The sequence below is a fragment of the Bacteroidales bacterium genome (genome assembly GCA_023229505.1).
Taxonomy (GTDB): Bacteria; Bacteroidota; Bacteroidia; order Bacteroidales; family JAGOPY01; genus JAGOPY01.
Genome location: JALNZD010000051.1, coordinates 1 through 19,522, shown reverse-complemented (window position 1 = coordinate 19,522; position 19,522 = coordinate 1). Strand labels below are relative to the sequence as shown.

The 19,522-nt window shown below is 43.9% G+C and carries 19 protein-coding genes; 11 read left to right on the top strand and 8 right to left on the bottom strand.

What is annotated here, in order from left to right; translation table 11 throughout:
• Positions 1–265 precede the first annotated feature (265 nt).
• From M0Q51_14915 to M0Q51_14880, 8 genes are all read left to right on the top strand, one after another.
• On the top strand, positions 266–1,081 hold the full coding sequence (locus M0Q51_14915; protein ID MCK9401268.1) for an AAA family ATPase: 816 nt from the start codon (positions 266–268) through the stop codon (positions 1,079–1,081).
• Complete coding sequence (locus M0Q51_14910) at positions 1,071–1,964, top strand: ParB/RepB/Spo0J family partition protein (protein MCK9401267.1); 894 nt, start codon at positions 1,071–1,073, stop codon at positions 1,962–1,964. The genes M0Q51_14915 and M0Q51_14910 overlap by 11 nt, the downstream gene beginning before the upstream one ends.
• A 57-nt stretch (positions 1,965–2,021) precedes the next feature.
• A complete protein-coding gene (locus M0Q51_14905) occupies positions 2,022–2,591 on the top strand; it encodes a DUF5683 domain-containing protein (GenBank protein MCK9401266.1) in 570 nt (189 codons plus the stop codon).
• Positions 2,592–2,594: 3 nt separating this feature from the next.
• Entirely contained in the window at positions 2,595–3,317 is a 723-nt protein-coding gene (gene dapB, locus M0Q51_14900; protein ID MCK9401265.1) for a 4-hydroxy-tetrahydrodipicolinate reductase, read from the top strand.
• A gap of 85 nt (positions 3,318–3,402) precedes the next feature.
• Positions 3,403–4,917 carry a signal peptidase I gene (lepB, locus tag M0Q51_14895; GenBank protein MCK9401264.1) on the top strand — a complete coding sequence of 505 codons (1,515 nt, stop codon included), beginning with the start codon at positions 3,403–3,405 and terminating at the stop codon, positions 4,915–4,917.
• Between the two features lie 27 nt (positions 4,918–4,944).
• On the top strand, positions 4,945–5,613 hold the full coding sequence (locus M0Q51_14890) for a DUF4412 domain-containing protein (GenBank protein MCK9401263.1): 669 nt from the start codon (positions 4,945–4,947) through the stop codon (positions 5,611–5,613).
• A gap of 5 nt (positions 5,614–5,618) precedes the next feature.
• On the top strand, positions 5,619–8,024 hold the full coding sequence (locus M0Q51_14885; GenBank protein ID MCK9401262.1) for a DNA translocase FtsK: 2,406 nt from the start codon (positions 5,619–5,621) through the stop codon (positions 8,022–8,024).
• Between the two features lie 20 nt (positions 8,025–8,044).
• Entirely contained in the window at positions 8,045–8,689 is a 645-nt protein-coding gene (locus M0Q51_14880) for an outer membrane lipoprotein carrier protein LolA (GenBank protein MCK9401261.1), read from the top strand.
• 36 nt (positions 8,690–8,725) lie between these two features.
• Here the strand turns inward: M0Q51_14880 and M0Q51_14875 are convergent, their stop codons facing one another.
• Positions 8,726–9,289 (bottom strand): hypothetical protein, encoded by a 564-nt coding sequence (locus M0Q51_14875; protein ID MCK9401260.1) that lies wholly within the window; start codon positions 9,287–9,289, stop codon positions 8,726–8,728.
• Positions 9,290–9,424: 135 nt separating this feature from the next.
• Between M0Q51_14875 and M0Q51_14870 the strand changes: the two genes are divergently transcribed.
• Positions 9,425–10,714 (top strand): extracellular solute-binding protein, encoded by a 1,290-nt coding sequence (locus M0Q51_14870; GenBank protein ID MCK9401259.1) that lies wholly within the window; start codon positions 9,425–9,427, stop codon positions 10,712–10,714.
• Positions 10,715–10,716: 2 nt separating this feature from the next.
• On the opposite strand, the gene ugpC is transcribed toward M0Q51_14870, so the two are convergent.
• Genes ugpC through M0Q51_14835 form a run of 7 tightly spaced genes read right to left on the bottom strand, consistent with a single transcriptional unit; the run spans position 10,717 to position 18,298 of the window.
• Positions 10,717–11,814 carry a sn-glycerol-3-phosphate ABC transporter ATP-binding protein UgpC gene (ugpC, locus tag M0Q51_14865; GenBank protein ID MCK9401258.1) on the bottom strand — a complete coding sequence of 366 codons (1,098 nt, stop codon included), beginning with the start codon at positions 11,812–11,814 and terminating at the stop codon, positions 10,717–10,719.
• 11 nt (positions 11,815–11,825) lie between these two features.
• Positions 11,826–12,965 (bottom strand): hypothetical protein, encoded by a 1,140-nt coding sequence (locus M0Q51_14860; protein ID MCK9401257.1) that lies wholly within the window; start codon positions 12,963–12,965, stop codon positions 11,826–11,828.
• Positions 12,955–14,193: a hypothetical protein gene (locus M0Q51_14855; protein ID MCK9401256.1), complete on the bottom strand. Its 1,239-nt coding sequence runs from the start codon at positions 14,191–14,193 to the stop codon at positions 12,955–12,957. Before M0Q51_14855 ends, M0Q51_14860 begins: the two co-directional genes overlap by 11 nt.
• Positions 14,194–14,225: 32 nt before the next feature.
• Positions 14,226–15,476 carry a glycoside hydrolase family 130 protein gene (locus tag M0Q51_14850; GenBank protein ID MCK9401255.1) on the bottom strand — a complete coding sequence of 417 codons (1,251 nt, stop codon included), beginning with the start codon at positions 15,474–15,476 and terminating at the stop codon, positions 14,226–14,228.
• A 10-nt stretch (positions 15,477–15,486) separates the two neighbouring features.
• Positions 15,487–16,299 carry a carbohydrate ABC transporter permease gene (locus M0Q51_14845; protein ID MCK9401254.1) on the bottom strand — a complete coding sequence of 271 codons (813 nt, stop codon included), beginning with the start codon at positions 16,297–16,299 and terminating at the stop codon, positions 15,487–15,489.
• 9 nt (positions 16,300–16,308) lie between these two features.
• Positions 16,309–17,178, bottom strand: a complete 870-nt coding sequence (locus M0Q51_14840) for a sugar ABC transporter permease (protein ID MCK9401253.1) — start codon at positions 17,176–17,178, stop codon at positions 16,309–16,311.
• 7 nt (positions 17,179–17,185) lie between these two features.
• The gene (locus M0Q51_14835; GenBank protein ID MCK9401252.1) at positions 17,186–18,298 is read right to left on the bottom strand and encodes a Gfo/Idh/MocA family oxidoreductase; all 1,113 of its coding nucleotides are present in this window, start codon (positions 18,296–18,298) and stop codon (positions 17,186–17,188) included.
• A 177-nt stretch (positions 18,299–18,475) separates the two neighbouring features.
• Between M0Q51_14835 and M0Q51_14830 the strand changes: the two genes are divergently transcribed.
• Positions 18,476–18,733 (top strand): hypothetical protein, encoded by a 258-nt coding sequence (locus M0Q51_14830; protein MCK9401251.1) that lies wholly within the window; start codon positions 18,476–18,478, stop codon positions 18,731–18,733.
• The gene (gene pnuC / locus M0Q51_14825; GenBank protein MCK9401250.1) at positions 18,730–19,347 is read left to right on the top strand and encodes a nicotinamide riboside transporter PnuC; all 618 of its coding nucleotides are present in this window, start codon (positions 18,730–18,732) and stop codon (positions 19,345–19,347) included. Before M0Q51_14830 ends, pnuC begins: the two co-directional genes overlap by 4 nt.
• Positions 19,348–19,522 lie beyond the last annotated feature (175 nt).

Genomic DNA, 19,522 nt, shown 5'->3' with positions numbered 1-19,522 from the left:
GATTTCTTTTTTTCCAGCAGATCAGCGCGATATTCTGCATTGATTTAATGCGGTCAAGGTAATCTCTGTTTTTATCATCTGCGGAATCGCCGGATGCTCTGCGAATATCTGCAGAAATATTCAAATTTAAGTTTTCACACCCTTTATTTCCCGCTTTCCCTGCGTTTGATCAATATTCTGTTAGTTGATAAATTATAATAATTCCCCGCGGACCTTAGCTGATTTAAATAGTATTTTTGGCACACCTGAAGAAAAAATAAAAAGAATGGGCAAGGTCATCGCATTAGCCAATCAAAAAGGAGGAGTCGGAAAAACAACTACCGCAATAAACCTGGGGGCTAGTCTTGCCATCCTTGAATATAAAACTTTGCTGATAGATGCAGATCCGCAGGCTAATTTGACCTCGGGTGTCGGGTTTGATCCCAAAAACATCAAGACCAGCGTTTATGAATGTATTATTGACGACCTGGATCCAAACAATATTATTCTTAATACCCAGACACCTTACCTGGATTTGCTGCCAGCCCACATCGACCTGGTTGGGGCCGAAATTGAAATGATCAATTTGCCAAGCCGGGAAAAGATGATGCGCCGTGTTATTCAGAAGGTCAGGGACAAGTACGACTTTATTCTGATCGATTGCTCGCCATCATTAGGTTTGGTGACTATCAACGCCCTGACAGCAGCGGATTCGGTCATAATTCCCGTACAATGTGAATATTTTGCGCTGGAAGGGCTTGGCAAACTCCTGAACACAATCAAAATCGTTCAGACAAGGTTAAATCCTTCTCTCGACATTGAAGGTATCCTGCTGACCATGTTCGATATCCGTCTTCGCCTTTCGAAGCAGGTTGTCGAAGAAGTTAAGACTCATTTTCAGCAAATGGTTTTTGATACGATCATCCACCGGAATACCAGGCTGAGCGAAGCGCCCAGCTTCGGTGAAACAGTGATCATGCATGACGCCACCAGCGTTGGCGCTATCAATTATCTGAACCTCGCCAGGGAAATCCTTCAGAAAAACGGGATGACAAACCTGAGCGAAGCTGATAAAACAATCGATATAATAAATGACATCTAAGAAAAAAGCGCTTGGCCGGGGATTGGATGCCATTCTGCAAAGCCCGGAAACTGATATCACTTCCCGCGATATTTCCGGGGATTATGTCGCAGGAGCCATTGCAGACATTGCCATTTCCAAAATCGGTGCAAATCCGTTCCAGCCACGTACAAGTTTTGAAGCTGAAAGCCTTGAAGAACTTGCCCAATCGATCAAAATGCAGGGTATAATCCAGCCTATAACGGTCAGGAAAATCGGCTACGACCGTTACCAGCTCATAGCAGGGGAACGCAGGCTTAAAGCAGCTGAAATAACAGGTCTGAAAGCGGTTCCCTGTTACATCAGGGTTGCGAATGACGAGCAGATGCTTGAACTGGCTCTGATAGAGAATATCCACCGCAAGGATCTCAATGCCATAGAAATTGCGATTAGTTACCAACGGCTCATCGATGAGCTCAATCTGACCCAGGAAGATGTCAGTCAAAAAGTCGGGAAAGACCGGGCTACTGTTTCCAATTATATCAGGCTTTTGAAATTACCACCCGAAGTTCAATACGCGCTCAGGCATGACCAGATATCCATGGGACATGCAAGGTCTCTGATCAGCATCCCGGAATCAGAACTCCAGCTTAAAGCTCTTTTACGGATCGTTGAGAAAGGGCTCTCTGTGAGGGAAACAGAAAAACTGGCCAGGGACATTCAAGCTCCGCCTTTGCATAAGACAGAAGAAAAAGAGGCCGGAATTCCGGAAAACCTTCAAAATGCCGGCGTCCGCCTTCATGAAAAGATCGGGGCTTCCATCACCATCAAGCGCAATAATAAAGGGCAGGGTTCCCTCGTTATTAAATTCGGTTCCGATAAGGATTTGGAACGAATTTTGGGAATACTTAACCAGCATAGCTGAAAATTCAGCTCCGGTTTTTAAGTAATTTCATACTGGCCCTTAAATAATATAAAAAGAATGCCGCTTTCAACGAGATTGGTAACCTGCATGATCCTTTGTTTCATCACCATGATCCCTGTCAGGACTTTTACACAGGAGATGCCCCTGAAAGTTGCGAAAGAGCCTGCAAAGCATTCCATTTCCCGCGCAGCTATTTTCTCTGCAGTTTTACCCGGACTTGGCCAGGCCTATAATAAAAAATACTGGAAAATCCCTGTTATTTATGTTGGGTTTGGCGCTATAGGTTATTTTATCATAACTAACAATAATGAATTTCTGCTTTTCAAAGAAGCATATATTTATGTCGCAAATGGTGAAACCTATCCGACCGGAAATCCATATGTAACCAAATATAAATCCCCACAGCTGCTGGAGGCAATGGATTACTACCGCCGCAACAGGGACCTTTCGATCATCATCGGAGCATTATGGTATACACTTAATATACTCGAAGCCTATGTTGATGCGCACTTTTTTAGTTACGATATCAGCGAGGACATCTCTATGCACGTAGGCCCTGCTGCCGTTAGCATTCCTACAATCCCGGTCCAGCCTGCGCCTGGCATTAAAGTTTCATTTAAATTTTAAAAGGTGAAGATTATCATTTCAGGATATGGAAAGATGGGAAGGGAAATTGAAAAAGCCGCCCTTGCCCGGGGACATCAGGTCCTGGTTAAATTGGACACCCCTGATGATTGGTCGGTGCAAAAAAGCCTGATCAGCCGGGCAGACATGGCCATAGATTTCAGTACGCCGGATTCAGCACTAAATAATATCAGGCGTTGTTTTGATCTTAATATGCCTGTTGTAGTCGGAACTACCGGATGGCATGAAAATGCGGACCTTGTCAGAAAATGGTGTTTAGATGAGCACCAGTCTATTTTTGTTGCTTCCAATTTCAGTATTGGCGTGAATATTCTTTACAGCCTGACGGAAAAGCTTTCCAAAATGGCGGACCAGTTTGAAGATTACGAAATCTCACTGGAAGAAATTCACCATATCCATAAGCTGGATGCACCCAGCGGAACCGCTATCAGGCTTGCGGAAATCATCCTGGGAGGGGTCAGAAGAAAAAAAAACTGGGTGAACCGCCGGCAATCTGGTCCGGAAGAGCTGGAGATCATTTCAGGCAGGGAAGATGAAATACCAGGAATACATACGATCATCTGTGAATCCGGATCCGACAGGCTGATCTTAAGGCATGAAGCCAAAGGCAGGGAAGGATTTGCTGTCGGCGCCATACTTGCAGCAGAATGGCTGACCGGCAAAAAGGGATTTTTCGAAATGAAAGATTTGCTGCATCTTACTGTATAATCTGGCAGGGTTAACAAAAATTAACACAATCGATTGACTGCCATATTCTTTAAATTCGTTACATTCGCAGCCAAATAACATTCCTATGAGTTTTTTCCTGGTTTTATCCTTTATTTTTCTTTTCAGTTCTATTATTGGTCTCTATAGAATTTTTATCAAGGCTGGGTATCCCGGATGGTATATTCTTGTTCCTTTCTACAATTTTTATATCTGGCTGAAGATCATCAAAAAACCCTTATGGTGGTATATTTTTCTGCTGATCCCATTTATCAATGTTTTTACGATCCTCCTTATGATTGTTGAACTACTTAAATGTTTCAAAAAATTTGGTCTGGGCGATCAGGCGCTGGGGGTATTGTTCCCGTTTGTTTATCTTCCATATCTGGGTTTTTCCGATAAAGAAAAGTACATTGACCCCGATAAAAGGCATGAAGTCAAGAAAACCTGGGTCAGGGAATGGGTGGATGCCATCATTTTTGCGGTCATAGCCGCGACTATCATCCGCACTTTTCTTATTGAAGCCTATACAATACCTACTCCCTCTATGGAGAAAACCTTATTAGTCGGTGACTTCCTGTTTGTCAGCAAGGTGAGTTACGGCCCAAGGATACCCATGACCCCGATTTCTTTTCCATTTGTGCACCATACGCTTCCCATGACTACCGAGACCAAGTCATACCTGGAATGGATAAAATTGCCTTATTACAGATTCCCCGGATTAGGAATGATTAACCGTAATGATGCCGTCGTATTTAATTATCCTGATGGGGATACCTTATCAGTAAAGTTCCAAAGTAACAGAAGCTATTATTCCATGGCCAGGGAATACGGCTGGAGCAAAGTGAACAGGAATCCAAGGGAGTTCGGCAGGATTATTTCCCGGCCGGTCGATAAACGTGAGAACTACATTAAAAGATGCATCGCTGTTGCCGGTGATACGTTACAGATCATTAACCATCAGGTTTACATTAATGGAGAGAAAGCCAATAACCCCGGGATTATGGAATATCAATATCTGGTCAGGGCTTCTGGTAACCAGCTTAATCCCAGGATGTTGGACGAGCTTGATATAACTGACAAAGTTTGGCCGGTTGGACAGGGAGAGTTTGTTGCCACCCTGACCGATAAGGCAGCCGGGCAATTGGCGAGAGTAAAAGGGATCGGGGCAGTTGACATCCTGTCAGAACAATCCGGAAAATGGGACAAGGAGACTTTCCCCTATGCACGGCAATATCCCTGGAACAGGGATAATTACGGGCCACTGGTCATACCAAAAGCAGGGAGTACCGTTGATCTCAACATGCAAAACCTTCCCTTGTTTGAGCGGGTTATAAGAAATTATGAGTTGAATGATTTGAAAACAGAGAATGGGAAGATCTTTATCAATGGAAAGGAATCTAGTCAATATACTTTCAAGCTGAATTATTACTGGATGATGGGCGATAACCGCCACAACTCGGCTGATTCAAGGTACTGGGGTTATGTCCCCGAAGATCATATTGTCGGTAAAGCCGTTTTTATCTGGTTCTCACTGGATAAGAACAAATCACTCCTGGATGGCAAAATCCGCTGGAATAAACTATTCCGGTTCGTTAACTAATATTGTTTCACATAATAAATCAAATCCATGAAAAAAAATCTGACTCTTAACTGGTTACTGTTGACCATCTTCGCTTTATTTTCCTTTCAGACCTTTGCAAAGGAATTTAAAGGCGTTATCACTTACAAGATCACTATTGAAGGCTCTGGTGTTACCGATGAAATGAAAAACATGATGCCAAAAACAATGACTATGACGATCAAGGGTAATAAAGCCAGGTCTGAAATGATCATGAGCATGGGCAAGACTATTTCCATTTCCGATGGCGATTCCAAAACAACCATTACGCTTATGGATATGATGGGACAGAAAATTGCCATCAAATCCACCAATGAAGAGATTATGGCCGAACTGGCAAAATCACCTGATGTCAAGGTGGAAGTTACCAGTGAGACCAAAGATATTCTGGGCTATTTATGCAAAAAAGCCATAATTACAAAACCGGAAGATGATATCGAAATCTACGTTTATTTTACTGAAGAGCTTGGAACAAAAGAATTAAATTTCGATAATCCCCAGTTTAAAGACATCAACGGGGTGATGCTCGAATTCGAAATCCCAAGTGAGATGTTCACCATGCATTTTACGGCTGTCTCCGTTGAAAAGAAGAATGTTGAGGACAGTGAGTTTACTATTCCTGAAGGCTACCAGATCAAAACCAAGGAAGAAATGCAGGGGATGTTCGGCGGGGGCTGATAAATATGGTCAAGAATACCAACCAGTTTAAATCCGGACAGGAGAATAAACCCAAAAAAGAAAAATCCCTAGATCCGGAAAGAAAGAAGCGTATACCGGCCAAATTGACTGATGGCCGTTTCGCCCGGGTTACGGGATTTTTTATTCTGCTTCTCGCGGCATTTCTATTGTTGGCATTTACCTCCTTTCTCCTCACCTGGCAGCTTGATAGTAACATCCTGGATAACAACGATGCCAGTTTTATCATCGACAGTTCTGTTAATGTTCATAACTGGACCGGCAAATTAGGGGCCTGGATGGCCCATCTTTTTATTAAAAGAGGCATCGGCATTTCGGCTTACTTTATTTTGCTTCTTTTATTCCTGGCTGGTTTCAGGCTGATGACCGGCGTTAAGGTGCTTCCCTTCTCTAAAACGCTCCGTTATTCCATTTTAGCGATGCTCTGGATATCGGTGACGCTTGGGTTTTCATTAATGGATGATCCTGAATTATCCGTGCTTGGAGGAGTATTCGGGCACCAGGCTTCCAATTGGCTGATTGGGCTGGTTGGCAGACCGGGGACTGTCCTCCTGTTGGTTTTCATCCTCGTCAGTTTCCTTATCATCATTAACCTTATTCCATTTTTAAATAGAAAGAAAGAAAAGCAAGTATTATCGGAAGAGGATGAGAAGTCTGCCATGATGGGGAACGTACCCAAAGAAGATTTTTACAATACCCGGGAGTTTGCCCTTAACCCTCAGCCTGAAACCCGGAAGCCTGGTCCGGAAGATGAAATGGAAGATTTTCCGGTATCCACTCTTAAAGGAACCCCGGACAGAAGTGTTGAGCTGACTATAGAAGATAAGCTACAGGAAGAAGCAGGCAACCAGAAAGGAACAGTGACGGGGAGCCTTGACACACCGTATGATCCAACCCTTGACCTGCCCCATTACCGTTATCCGACACTCGATCTGCTGGCCGATTATCCTTCTGACACTGTACCGGTGTCGAAGGAAGAACTGGAGCAGAATAAGGACCGGATTGTTGAGACCCTCAATAACTACGCTATCCGGATTGAAAAGATCAAGGCAACTATAGGTCCTGCCGTTACCTTGTATGAGATCATCCCGGCGCCAGGCGTAAGGATTTCGAGAATTAAAAACCTGGAAGATGATATTGCCCTATCCCTCTCGGCAATGGGCATCCGTATCATTGCCCCCATCCCCGGGAAGGGAACCATCGGGATTGAAGTCCCAAACATGAAACCAGAGATCGTTTCTATTAAATCCCTGCTTTCCTCGGAAAAATTCAGGAATTCAACCTTCGAACTGCCATTTGCCCTTGGGAAAACCATTTCGAACGAGAGCTATATAGCCGACCTCACGAGAATGCCGCACATCCTGATGGCCGGGGCAACCGGCCAGGGGAAATCTGTCGGGTTAAATGCCATCCTCCTTTCGCTTATTTATAAAAAACACCCTTCTCAGATCAAGTTTGTCCTGATCGATCCTAAAAAAGTGGAGCTGACTTTATTTTCCAAGATCGAAAGGCATTTCCTGGCCCGCCTGCCTGACTCCGAAGAAGCCATTGTTACAGATACCCGGAAAGTGGTCCGCACGCTTAATTCCTTAGGGATAGAAATGGATCACCGCTACGAACTGCTTAAAGACGCCCAGGTCAGGAATATTAAAGAATACAACACGAAATTCATTGCCCGGAAACTGAACCCGAACGAAGGGCATCATTTTATGCCATATATTGTAGTGGTGGTAGACGAATTCGCCGACCTGATCATGACGGCCGGCAGGGAAATCGAAAACCCGCTGACCCGTCTGGCGCAACTTGCCCGTGCCACCGGCATCCACCTGGTCATTGCCACACAGCGGCCATCAGTGAACATTATCACCGGCACCATCAAGGCAAACTTCCCTGCACGTTTTGCCTACAGGGTCATCTCCAAAGTTGATTCCAGGACGATCCTCGACACTTCAGGCGCCGACCAACTGGTTGGCAAGGGCGATATGCTGCTTTCCACCGGAAGTGACCTGATAAGGCTGCAATGCGCTTTTGTAGACACCCCGGAAGTCGACAGGGTCACCGAATTTATCGGTTCGCAGCGCGGTTACCCGGATGCATTTTACCTGCCTGAATATTACGATGATGTGGACGAGATTGAAAAAGGCGACTTCGACCCGAATGACCGCGACGAACTCTTCGAGGATGCGGCAAGGATCATCGTGCAGCACCAACAGGGCTCGACCTCCCTTTTACAACGTAAACTTAAGCTTGGATATAACCGGGCAGGCCGGATCATTGACCAACTCGAGGCAGCACGTATTGTCGGGCCATTTGAAGGCAGCAAGGCCAGGGAAGTGCTCGTAGCTAATGAAATGGCTTTGGAACAGTTTTTGAGAGATCTTTATAACAAATAATCAAACTTAAACATAATAAAATGCGAATTATCACTAACATCCTCATCGTTTTCCTTATCCTTACGGGGCAATCAACTTTTGCCCAATCGAAAAAAAGTTCAGAAGAAATTTTAAAGCAGGTCTCCGAAAAAACAAAATCATTTTCCTCCATCCTGATCAGCTTTACTTATAATATGGACAATCCTTCAGCCAAAGTTCATGAGTCGGAAACCGGGACCCTTCTTGTAAAAGGCGATCAGTATCGCCTGGATATTGCGGGACAGAAGGTCATTTCTGATAATAAAACTGTCTGGACCTATATCGCAGAAGCCAACGAGGTTCAAATCAATGCAGTTGAAGAAGATGAAAACGTTCTTACACCTACACGTTTATTGACTTCATACAGCGAAGATTACAAATCAAAATTGGCGGGAGAAATTACGAAAGACGGGCGCGGTCAATACGTTATTGAACTTAAACCTAATGCTGATAAATCATTTACGAGGGTTGAACTGAATATCGACAAAGAGCTATTCAGGATTACACGTATTGCTATCCAGGATAAGAGCGGCAATACTTTCAGCTACCTGGTGAACAAGTTCGAGCCTAATGTTACTGTTAAAGACAATGATTTCATCTTCAACCAAAATGATTACCCGGGTGTTGAGGTAATTGACATGAGATAATACAAAATTCCAGGTTTAAAAGAGCATGGGGGCTGATCATTTCCCGGCATTCCATTCCTGATATTTATCCAGAAGGCTGATAGTCGTTTCATCAGGGAAAGTAACATCGGTAGAAAGAGTGAGGGTTTTTAATCCCTGGTCCCAAAAAACCACCGGCATCACATCTCCGCCATATTCCCCGTTGGACTCGTTAAAATATTCCGAATCGATGGAATAACAACTCAGGCAATACATGATCGGACCTTTATCTTTATACTGGTATAAATGCCCTGCTGCCAGGCCGGTGAACTCCAGAACGATCTCGCCGCAAAGAACTCCATTTTCCTCAAATAATCTTTTGCCAACCACTGTAGCTTCCGGAAAATCATTTTCAAGTTCCGTCCCTTCATAATAATCTGTGATCAGGCTCGTGAAATCTTCTTCCGAAATATCCACCGTATCATCCATCGTCGACATCAGGTTGATGTACTTGATAGTCAGCCGGCTTGAATCTTTTCCGGTGAATTCAAAAGTGTATTCTTTCTTTTCACAGGTCAGGCAGCCACTCAAAAATAATAAGGTTATGACAACCCCTATCCAACCTAAATAATACTTTTTCATGTGTTTTATATTAATGATCATATCTATAATTAAGACAAATTTAGCGATATACTTTGTAATTGAAAGTACTTTCAATATTTTTAATTTTGTCAGATTAGTACTACCTTAGTGAATTCTTAAAACTTCCTAAAAGGAATGAAAAAGATATTATCAATACTTCTCATCGCATTTCAGGCAATCTTGATAATATCCTGCAGGCCTGGGACACATAAAGGAGAATTGCTGATATGGTCGTCAAATAATTCCCAGGAAATATCCTATCTGTCCGAAAAAATTGAACAATGGAATTCAGCAAATCCTGACAGGATAATCAGGTCCCAACCGATCCCCGAAGGGCAATCCAGCGAAGAGATCATATTGGCGTCGGTAGTCGGAGGAACCACCCCTGGAATCTATGCTAATATGTGGCAGGGAAATGTCGAAATGTATGCACAGGCGGGAGTGCTTATCAGGCTAGACACCATGCCCGGATTCATCGAAACAATCACTGAAAGATGCTCTCCTGAAGCGATTAAGGAGATCACATCTGCCGATGGGCATATCTACCAGGTTCCATGGAAAGTGAACCCGATCATGATGCTCTATAATGTGAAAATTTTTCAGGAAGTGGGCCTGGAAAAATTTCCCCGGACATATTCTGAGTACATGGAAGCTGGCAGGCTCATTGCAAATAAAAACAATGATGGATATTACGACCGTTGGATAGGCTACAGCTCTGTCCAGCCAATCTGGTATCAAAGACTTTTTAATTTTTATCCTCTCTATCTGGCAGCAAGTAACGGAGCATCGCTCATCGAGAATAACCGGGCTGTTTTTAACAATCATTACGCTATTCAGGTATTTGCCTTTCTGCAGGATTTATACACTAAAAACTATTTTTCAAAACAACAGATGACGGCCAGTCAGGATCCTTTTATCATGGAAAGTGTTGCTACACTTATAACAGGCCCATGGCAAGTGCCTTATCTGGAAAAGTTCAAACCGCCGGAGATGGAATATGGATTCATGCCTATGATGGTACCTGAGGATACCGACAGGCCGGTTTATTCGTACGGCGATCCAAAAAATATTGTGATCTTTAACACAAGCCCCGATCCCCTCACCGCGTGGGAGTTTTTAAAGACGCTCATCAGCGAAGACGGTGATTTCGATCTGTTGCGTGTCACCGGTCAATTCCCGAGAAGGAGGAACATTTCAACAAACCCTGTTTTTGAATCTTACTTCAATGAAAATCCCGGACTAAAGCCATTTGCTGTGCAAGCTGACTATATTAAGGGTGTTGATAACCACCCTCAGATAGTGGAGGTTTTTGACATCATCTCACAGGAATATGAAGCTTGTGTGATCTATGGAAGAAAAACACCGGAAGAAGCCGTGAAAGATGCTGCCGGCGCTGTCAATGTCCTGCTAGATGGAATAAAGTAAGATCACTTAATAACTTCCTCCGTTTCAGCATCAAAAAACACCGCATTTCGCAGATTGAAATGGAGAGTTGCGTAACTCCCCGGATTCAGCCGGCTGGCAGGTGAAAGACGTGCAATCAGCGGGGTATCTTCTGTATTGGCGTATAGAAGTATTTCACTTCCCAGGTGTTCAACACCTACGACTGAAACATGCACTGCACAGCAATTCGCTATATCCTCAGGATCGATCTCAGTTATGTTTTCCGGACGAATTCCCATATAAAAATTTCGGTCTTTACATCCTTTTAACATCGACACCACACTTTCAGGTAATTGCATCAATACTTTCCTGTTCTTACCGACAAACATGTTCCCGCTTTCAATCCTGCCGTAAATGAGGTTCATTGGAGGTGAACCGATAAACCCTGCCACGAAAAGATTCTGAGGAAGGTCATAAAGTTCCATGGGAGTGCCAATCTGCATGATAATTCCATCTTTTAGAACGATGATCCTTTCACCCAGTGTCATGGCTTCCGTTTGATCATGGGTCACATATATCATGGTGGAGTTAAGCCTCCGGTGAAGGTTTTGCAGTTCAATACGCATCTGGACACGAAGTTTTGCGTCAAGATTGCTGAGTGGCTCATCAAAAAGGAAGACCTTCGGTTTCCTGACAATTGCTCTTCCAATGGCTACTCTCTGGCGCTGCCCGCCCGACATTTCACCGGGCTTGCGTTCAAGCAGATGAGTTATTTCTAAAATCGATGCAGCCTCACGAACCCTCTTATCGATCTCCTTTTTGTTCATTTTCTTGATCTTCAAACCAAAGGCCATATTCTGGTAAACAGTCATATGAGGATAAAGTGCATAATTCTGGAAAACCATGGCAATGTCCCTGTCCTTGGGTAAGAGGTCATTAACACGCAGGTCGTCGATAAGGATATCGCCGCCTGTAATGCTTTCCAGCCCTGCAATCATCCTTAGGACGGTTGATTTGCCGCATCCGGATGGCCCGACAAGCACAACGAATTCTTTATCATAAACTGCAAAACTCACATCTTTGACGACTTTTGTTTTGCCGTCGTAACTTTTACTAACATTCTGAATATTAACTCCTGCCATAGAAATTTCTTTTATAAGCCAAATATCTTTTTTGGAATCCGGGAGATCCTGCAAGCCAGGTCAAGCTCCCCGGATGCGACGATAAAGTGGTCATTAAGATCTGTTATACCCGTGGTGAACACTACATCTTTCAGGTAGATCTTATCCTTCATACTTTCCGTCAGGCTATCCATTGCTTCAAGAACGGGCATGGTGTCATCATACTCAAGGATTCGCCATGGTTCAGACTTATCAAGCATTGCCCAATATGTGCGATATATACCAACTTTGCCCTTGTTTTCCACCCCGTGGTAAAGCATGAGCCATCCCTTTTCAGTAAGAATCGGGGGCGTGCCTCCACCGATACGGTTACCGAAACCGGATCCTGTTCGCGGACGAATAAATGATTTGTCAAAAGGTTTCCAATGCATCAGATCAGGTGAAGTAGCCAGGTTAATCGAGGGCCCTGGTATCCATTCGGAAGATTTGCCGGTGACAAAATATAAAGAGCCCAGCGGACGTGTCAATGCATAGTACTCATTTCCCACTTTTTCATTGAAAATGAGCATATCCTTATTCTGGTGATCAAGGATGATCCCCCTGAACCGGTAGTTGAGGCCATCATTACTCTCAAATAAAGTGGTTGCATGGCGCTCAGAACTTACGGTACATGTTGTCATGTAATATTTATCGCCTATCTGCGAGATCCGTGCGTCCTCTATCCCATATTCCTGGCTGGAACAATCAGGAGCAACTGCTTTGTCATAATGTATTTCCAAGATGCTTCTTCCATCTGGCGAAAGCTCAACCGGAAGCAGCCACGACAATGAAGTCAGGGCATATACAATATTTGGTTTGAACCGCTTCAGCATGAACTTCCTGGGATCATCGGTCTCAACTTCATCAAGTGCATAACGATCTATGACATACCTATCGTCCTCCCACCGAATAGTTTGGATATGTCCATCCTTTATGGGTTCAGACAATGCTTCGGAAACACGGACCATGAGGAGGAGGTTGCCGTTTGGTAACCTGGCCATGCCCGGATTAAAAGCACCCAGGACATAGGTTTCTTTGCCCAGGCTGATCCGCAATGGAGATTTGTCCAGGTCGACATCGTCGGGTGAAAATATGATCCAGTCGTCTATATGTTCCATTTCCTCAGTTGCCATATAACTCTTCAATATCAATTCCCATCTTTTCAAGGGCCTGCAATGATAATAATGCCTCAATGGTTGACTCGGCTCCTGAATTCATATTTATCTTCTCATTACTGGTGATCCCATCGAAACCCCTTCCGGTTGCAGGATCCCACATCACCTTGCCGGCAGGGTTTTTCCCCGCAAACCACGCTGCTGCTTCCTTAGCTATGCCAAGGTACTTTACTTTTCCGGTAATCCGGTATGCTTCTACACAGGCATAAACCATTGGACGGATACCATAAGCTATCTGAGGAAATTTTTCCTGTTCCGTGATCTCATACTTCCCATCCATTCCCTTAATAGTGAAATAATTCAGAAACCCGTTTTTTATGAGCCAGGGATAAAAATAGTCCACTTCGATCAATGCCTTATCAATGATAGTAGTATCGTTTAACAAAATCCCTGCCCGAAGCAGGGCATAAGACTGTATGTTGCCGTATGCATGCCAGGTATTATTCCAGCTAAGAAATGCCCCGTAAGGAAAACTCAGGCTGTCGCCTGCCTGCATGACAAGGATCCCTTCAGCCAGTTGTGCTATCAATCCGGACACACGGCTATCATTAGTCCTTCGGTAGTATTTTTCAAGAGCAAGGATCAGGACTCCCGCCTGGTCAGAAGCCGTCTTACCTGGAAGCCATGACGGCATGCGGACACCTTCTACTTCGCTGATCGATCTGTCGGCTGTTGCAAGGTCTTTAAATATTCTCTCTGCAAGTAGATTACTCGCTTCTTTTATCTTTTCGGCATTTCTTGCACTCTTGCCGGCGAATTCTTCCATGGCCCAGAAACTTCTCCAGGACCACCAGTCGGGCTGTGCAAGGGAAGTCATGTAAGTTTTATTAATACTCCCATCGTCCCATATGAAATTATAGAAGTATCCGTTATCCGATTGCATATAAAGAAGGAAATCCATCATCTTATCCAGAATAACCCTACGGGATTTGCTACAGCTATCATCCGGGCAATTGGCGAGAAGCACTGCTGCGCGCGCTACGTCGTCCACACAGGCAAAACCTTCTTTTGGTTCGATATTATATCTGTAATCAGGATATTCGCTGTAGATGTGGAGAATTCCAGCCCTGGTGCCGTTTTCCAGATTTACTTCAGAAAACAGATGATCAAGATGATCCATATTCAGTTTTCCGCAAACGATACCAGGTCCCGCGGCATTTTCGATGCATCCCGCAAGGAAAAACATTAAGGCAATGAATATTTTTAAATGCCTTGACATCATTTTAAAAGTTCATCCAATAAAAGATCCGTTTCAATCCAGGCAAATCTGTAGCGAGAATCGGACATAGCATAAGGTATGAAAAGCTTATCAGCACTGATCATCCCTCCGCTTGAATAGACTACGTTGGGAACATACCCTTCACGCTCATGCCTTGTAGCAGCAATGATGGGGCGATCAAGCCTTGAAATGATCCGGGTAGGATCTTCCAGGTCAAGCAAAACTGCACTGATAAAATATTCGCGAACGGGGCCCACGCCATGGGTAAGCAAAAGCCATCCCTTTTCCGTTTTAATAGGTGAACCACAGTTTCCAATCTGCACTAACTCAAAAGGATACTTCGGTTCCATCAACAGTTCATGGTTGTCCCATCTGTAAAGATCATCAGAGAACATGATGGAAATACTATCACCACCCTGCCTGGAAATGATCGCATATTTACCATTGATCTTTTCCGGGAAAAGGCCCATGCCCTTATCACTCGCAGAGACACCGGTGAGAGAACGGATCCTGAACGAGCAGAAGTCTTCAGTTTCCAACAGCCTGGACTGAATATTTCTTCCGTCATAAGCCGTATAAGTTCCATAGAATCTTGTCCCTTTCTCATCGTTGAACTTTACAAGCCGGACATCTTCCATTCCCATACTCTCTATGGTGGTACCGGGAAAGATGACCCGTTCTTCGATAAGGGAATCCTGATCGAACACAAGGTCATAATCAGTACCGTTATTTCCGACCGGTATAAATTTACCAAGCACATTATAAGGAGTTAACGGAGAAAGATTTATCGAACCATCAGGGGAAAGAATTCCGGTCCTGAATACAATGCTGGAAACATGTCCTTCGCCTGTGGCCCTAAGGCTCATCACAAACCTGGTCTCTCCTTTTTCGAGGCCGGACTGGTCGGGATGAGAAACTATGGAAGGATTGAACAAGGCAGCCGACTGAATCGAGTATTCCTTACTGAGCAGGGCACCTGCCAGGAGTTGCCTGGATTCATCAAACCGATTGCCAAGAGTTACCTGTACGGCGAAAATATTAAAGTGTCGTTTCAGTGATGAATCGAAATTTTTATGCCGGTGCCTGAATTTTTTATTGACCGATGAGAGCATTTCCTTTACTTCAGTATCTGTAAGGCCTTCTATCCTTTTGAAAATCCTCTCAACCCTATTGAAACCGGGCAGGACAAGTGGTAGAAGGATCACCCGGCTTTGGTCTGCTTTTAATATGATTTGGCTTTTATTTATCATTGAATTTATTTTAATCTTTAAGTCCGCTGGAAGCCATACTCTGGATGAAATATTTCTGGAAGAAAGCATAAGTAATGATGATCGGGGCTGCCAGAAATACAGCTGAAGCCAGTTTGACACCGAGTTGTGCCTCTGCTCTTCCGCCCACGGCAAAAAGGGTCACCATCTGCGGCAGTGTCATCAGGTTTTCTTCTCTTATAACGATCAATGGCCACAGGACTTCGTTCCAGGATGACATAAAAACAAGTATGGCTACCGTTATGATCGTAGGTTTGATGTTCGGCCAGAGAATGGTAAATACTATTCTCATCTCACCGCAACCATCGATACGGGCGGCATCAATTAGTGCCTGCGGAATGCTTTGGAAAGCCTGCCGGAACATGATGATGGCCAGTGCATTGACCAGGAAAGGAATGGTCAGGCTCAGGTATGTGTCGATCCATCCGAATTTCACCATCAGTATATAATTGGGGATCAGCGTGATCAGGAATGGCAACGACATGGTAAAGATGAGGATGATAAAGATCAGGCTACGGCCACGGAAACGCATGCGCGATAAAGCATATCCGGCCATCGATGAAAAGACCAGGGCCATCCCGGTATTGATGGCAGAAACGATGATACTGTTCAGTAAAGCCCTTTCAATCGGGATTTTCGAAAACATCGACCTGAAATTCTCAAAAGTCAGTTCATGAGGAAAAAGGATGAAACTGCCGATATATTTCTCAGGAGTGAAAGAGGCCATGAGCATCCAGTAGAAAGGATAGACGAAACTGAGAGCAGCCGTAGTCAACACCAGGTAGAACAATATTTTCCTAACCATTTTCATTCCTTAATCATGCCTTTCTTTTTCAATAAACCGTTTCTGGATAATAACGACAAGCACGATCATCAGCGCAAAGAAAAGTCCGAGCGTCGCAGAATATCCCATATGGTAATATTCAAAAGCTTCCTTGTAAATATATAGGACCGCTGACAAGGTAGAGTTCATCGGGCCTCCGCCGGTCATGATGTAAGGTTCGATAAACAGGGAAAATCCACCCAGGGTGGATAGAACCATCACCATGAAAATGGTAGGGTTGATCATGGGAATGGTGATCCTGGTAAACTTTTGCCAGTGAGATGCTCCTTCAAGGTCTGCCGCCTCGTAATATTGTTTCGGTACGGTCTGGAGTCCCACAAGGAAGAGGATCACGTAAAGGCCGACATTTTTCCAGGTTGCCATCAAAGCTATGGAGATCATGGCTACATCCGGATCGGTCAGCCAGCCCACCTTGCCTAATCCGACAGAAACCAACAGGCGATTTATGATCCCATTCTCGTAACCCAGCAATTGTTGCCACATGATCGTCACCACGACCCCGGAAATAACCACCGGCATAAAAAAAGCAGCTCTGAAGAAACCCCTGAACCTGATCTTCTGGTTCAGCACTTCTGCAAGTGCGAGCGCAATGATGATCTGGAGGGGAATGTGAACAGCAAGAAACTTTAATGTGTTTAAAATGGATTTCCAGAATAACCTGTCGCTTATGACATGTTTCCAGTTGCCCAGTCCGTTCCATTCCATCGGACTGATGATATTCCAGTTGAAAAAAGTAAGTATAATGGAGAAGACGACCGGAAATGCCGCAAATACCAGCAAATGAAGCAGGTATGGAGAAACCATCAGGTATGGCAGATATCCCTTATTGAGTTTCTTCATGAGTTTCTTAACCGGTTATCTGAGCTTTTTTCTCTGATTCCCAGGCCATCTTCAAAGAATTTACACCATTTAATCCGGTAATGACCCTCTTATGACCTCTGTTGTGGATCCATTTTACCTGGTCGGCTATCATTTCCCGAAGGATGACCTTATAAATATCTTCTTTCTTCGCATCCTTCCCGTATTCCAGGTGAATCATTTTATCCACATCATATTCCTTGAAGTTCCCGTGAAAGATCCTGTCTTTCCCATCATATTTTTCAATTTCCTCGATTAATGCTCCCGGGAATAGCTCCTTCCACAACAACTCTTCTTTATTGGTTATCAAACCTTTAACATTCATCCGTACAGGTACCCATTCATGCAATGTCACCTCTCCTCTTTCAAACAGCAAGCGCAGTTCCTGCCTGTCCATCCTTTTCGGCTGATCAAATCCATGGTACAAATTTACTAGCCCTCCGGCGTACAATACGACCGATTGAACCCGGGAATAAATAGCACGGTCAATGCCAGGTCTTTTTACTTTCTGCGAGGTAATGATGGTGCCCTTACCGAGCCAACCTTCAAACATGTCAAAGAAATGCACGGCATGTTCGATAAATATTCCCCCGCTGATCTCAGGATCCCACATCCAGTGGCCGGGTTTCAGCGCTTCATCAGAGGCATAATTTTCAAAGTAACCATGCAGGAATTCACCCAATAACTTTGATTCGATCAGTTTTGAAACTTTCTGGTACAGGGGATTATATCGCTGCATCAGGTTCACCACATAGAGCAGCCCTTTCTTTTCAGCAATTTCGTATAGTTCTACTGCGTGAGAAGGCTCTAAGGCTGCAGGTTTTTCACAGATAACATGCTTCCCAGCTAAAAGAGCCGATTTACTTTGTTCGTAATGAAGATTGGGAGGGGTCGAAATATAAATGAGATTGATATCAACATCACCCAACATTTCATCCAACGAACTAAAAATCCTGGTATCGTATTTTGAGGCAAAGGCAGCAGCCCTCTCCCTATCAACATCAAAAACACCGGCCACTGAAATATGATCATTCTGCAGGAAAGCCTCAACGGAAAACATTGAAAAGGAACCGGCTCCGATAATGCCTAATTTAAGATTCATAAGACTATTCTTTCAGACGCATTTTGTGATGTAAATGTAATGCTTTTGCAGGATATCAAGGAATATTCATTATTCGGGCTAAATTCATTGTGTCCCCAAAAACCTTTGATAATATTGGGAATAAAATGCTATTTTTACTCTCAACCCTGGTATAATTTTATCAAATAATATTTTATTATGAAAACATCTGCAGAGATTAGTTATTACCCGCTGAGCGAAGAGTATATCCCCCCGATCCGCGAGTTCATCGACAGGATTAATACCTATGAAGGACTTACGGTCAGAACAAATGGGATGAGCACACAAGTATTCGGCGATTATGATATCCTTATGAATGCCCTGACAAAAGAAATACGGCAATCGTTCAACCATCCTCATTCCGTTTTTGTCATGAAGATCATTAATGCTGACCTCAACACGAAGGAAGCAAAATGATACTGCTTTCCATTTTCCGGACGCTTTATGAGAATGTCCTGGCTTCCACCTGGCCCGAAGCAATAGCCGTCATTACCGGCTTGCTGAGTGTTTGGTTTGCCAAAAAAGAAAACATCCTTGTTTATCCGACAGGGATTATCAGTGTATTGATTTACGTGTACCTGTGTCTTTCCGTAAAGCTTTATGCCGATATGAGCATCAATGCTTTCTATTTCGTCATGAGCATTTACGGATGGGTAAAATGGAGCCGGAAATCCGGGGATAAGCCTGCAAGGCCTATCACATGGGCTACACGGCAGGAATGGATCATTTCGGTAGTTGGATTTATCGTCTTTTTTGTCATTTTGGTTTTTATTTTGAAGAATTACACTGATAGTAACGTTCCCGTCTGGGATGCCATGACTACGGCCATTTTTATCATTGGGATGTGGCTGATGGCATTGAAAAAAATCGAAAACTGGCTGGCATGGATCGTGGGTGACCTGATCTCAATACCTTTGTTCGCCAGCAAAGGACTGGTTTTGACCAGCCTTCAGTTCACAATCTTCCTGATTCTGGCCATTGCCGGGTACATAGAATGGAGTTCAAAGTTCAAAGGGCAAAGGGCAAAGTGAGGGTCGATAAACTTAATAACTATAAACTCTAACTTTGAACTTTGAACTTTGAGCCCCCTCCGAAAAGTCGGGGAGACGAATTTACAATATTTTAAAACATGTTTGTTTTCATAGTTATAAACAATTGAATGTCAATATCTTAATTTATTTTGTATGATTTTTCTTCTTATCTTTA

Excerpts from the sequence above, each read along its gene's own strand:
- M0Q51_14885 (MCK9401262.1), top strand. The coding sequence starts at position 5,619 with ATGGTCAAGAATACCAACCAGTTTAAATCCGGACAGGAGAATAAACCC.
- M0Q51_14870 (MCK9401259.1), top strand. The coding sequence starts at position 9,425 with ATGAAAAAGATATTATCAATACTTCTCATCGCATTTCAGGCAATCTTG.
- M0Q51_14860 (MCK9401257.1), bottom strand. The coding sequence starts at position 12,965 with ATGGCAACTGAGGAAATGGAACATATAGACGACTGGATCATATTTTCA.
- M0Q51_14855 (MCK9401256.1), bottom strand. The coding sequence starts at position 14,193 with ATGTTTTTCCTTGCGGGATGCATCGAAAATGCCGCGGGACCTGGTATC.
- M0Q51_14915 (MCK9401268.1), top strand. The coding sequence starts at position 266 with ATGGGCAAGGTCATCGCATTAGCCAATCAAAAAGGAGGAGTCGGAAAA.
- M0Q51_14880 (MCK9401261.1), top strand. The coding sequence starts at position 8,045 with ATGCGAATTATCACTAACATCCTCATCGTTTTCCTTATCCTTACGGGG.
- M0Q51_14910 (MCK9401267.1), top strand. The coding sequence starts at position 1,071 with ATGACATCTAAGAAAAAAGCGCTTGGCCGGGGATTGGATGCCATTCTG.
- lepB (MCK9401264.1), top strand. The coding sequence starts at position 3,403 with ATGAGTTTTTTCCTGGTTTTATCCTTTATTTTTCTTTTCAGTTCTATT.
- M0Q51_14890 (MCK9401263.1), top strand. The coding sequence starts at position 4,945 with ATGAAAAAAAATCTGACTCTTAACTGGTTACTGTTGACCATCTTCGCT.
- pnuC (MCK9401250.1), top strand. The coding sequence starts at position 18,730 with ATGATACTGCTTTCCATTTTCCGGACGCTTTATGAGAATGTCCTGGCT.
- M0Q51_14875 (MCK9401260.1), bottom strand. The coding sequence starts at position 9,289 with ATGAAAAAGTATTATTTAGGTTGGATAGGGGTTGTCATAACCTTATTA.
- M0Q51_14905 (MCK9401266.1), top strand. The coding sequence starts at position 2,022 with ATGCCGCTTTCAACGAGATTGGTAACCTGCATGATCCTTTGTTTCATC.
- M0Q51_14830 (MCK9401251.1), top strand. The coding sequence starts at position 18,476 with ATGAAAACATCTGCAGAGATTAGTTATTACCCGCTGAGCGAAGAGTAT.
- M0Q51_14845 (MCK9401254.1), bottom strand. The coding sequence starts at position 16,299 with ATGGTTAGGAAAATATTGTTCTACCTGGTGTTGACTACGGCTGCTCTC.
- ugpC (MCK9401258.1), bottom strand. The coding sequence starts at position 11,814 with ATGGCAGGAGTTAATATTCAGAATGTTAGTAAAAGTTACGACGGCAAA.
- M0Q51_14840 (MCK9401253.1), bottom strand. The coding sequence starts at position 17,178 with ATGAAGAAACTCAATAAGGGATATCTGCCATACCTGATGGTTTCTCCA.
- M0Q51_14835 (MCK9401252.1), bottom strand. The coding sequence starts at position 18,298 with ATGAATCTTAAATTAGGCATTATCGGAGCCGGTTCCTTTTCAATGTTT.
- M0Q51_14850 (MCK9401255.1), bottom strand. The coding sequence starts at position 15,476 with ATGATAAATAAAAGCCAAATCATATTAAAAGCAGACCAAAGCCGGGTG.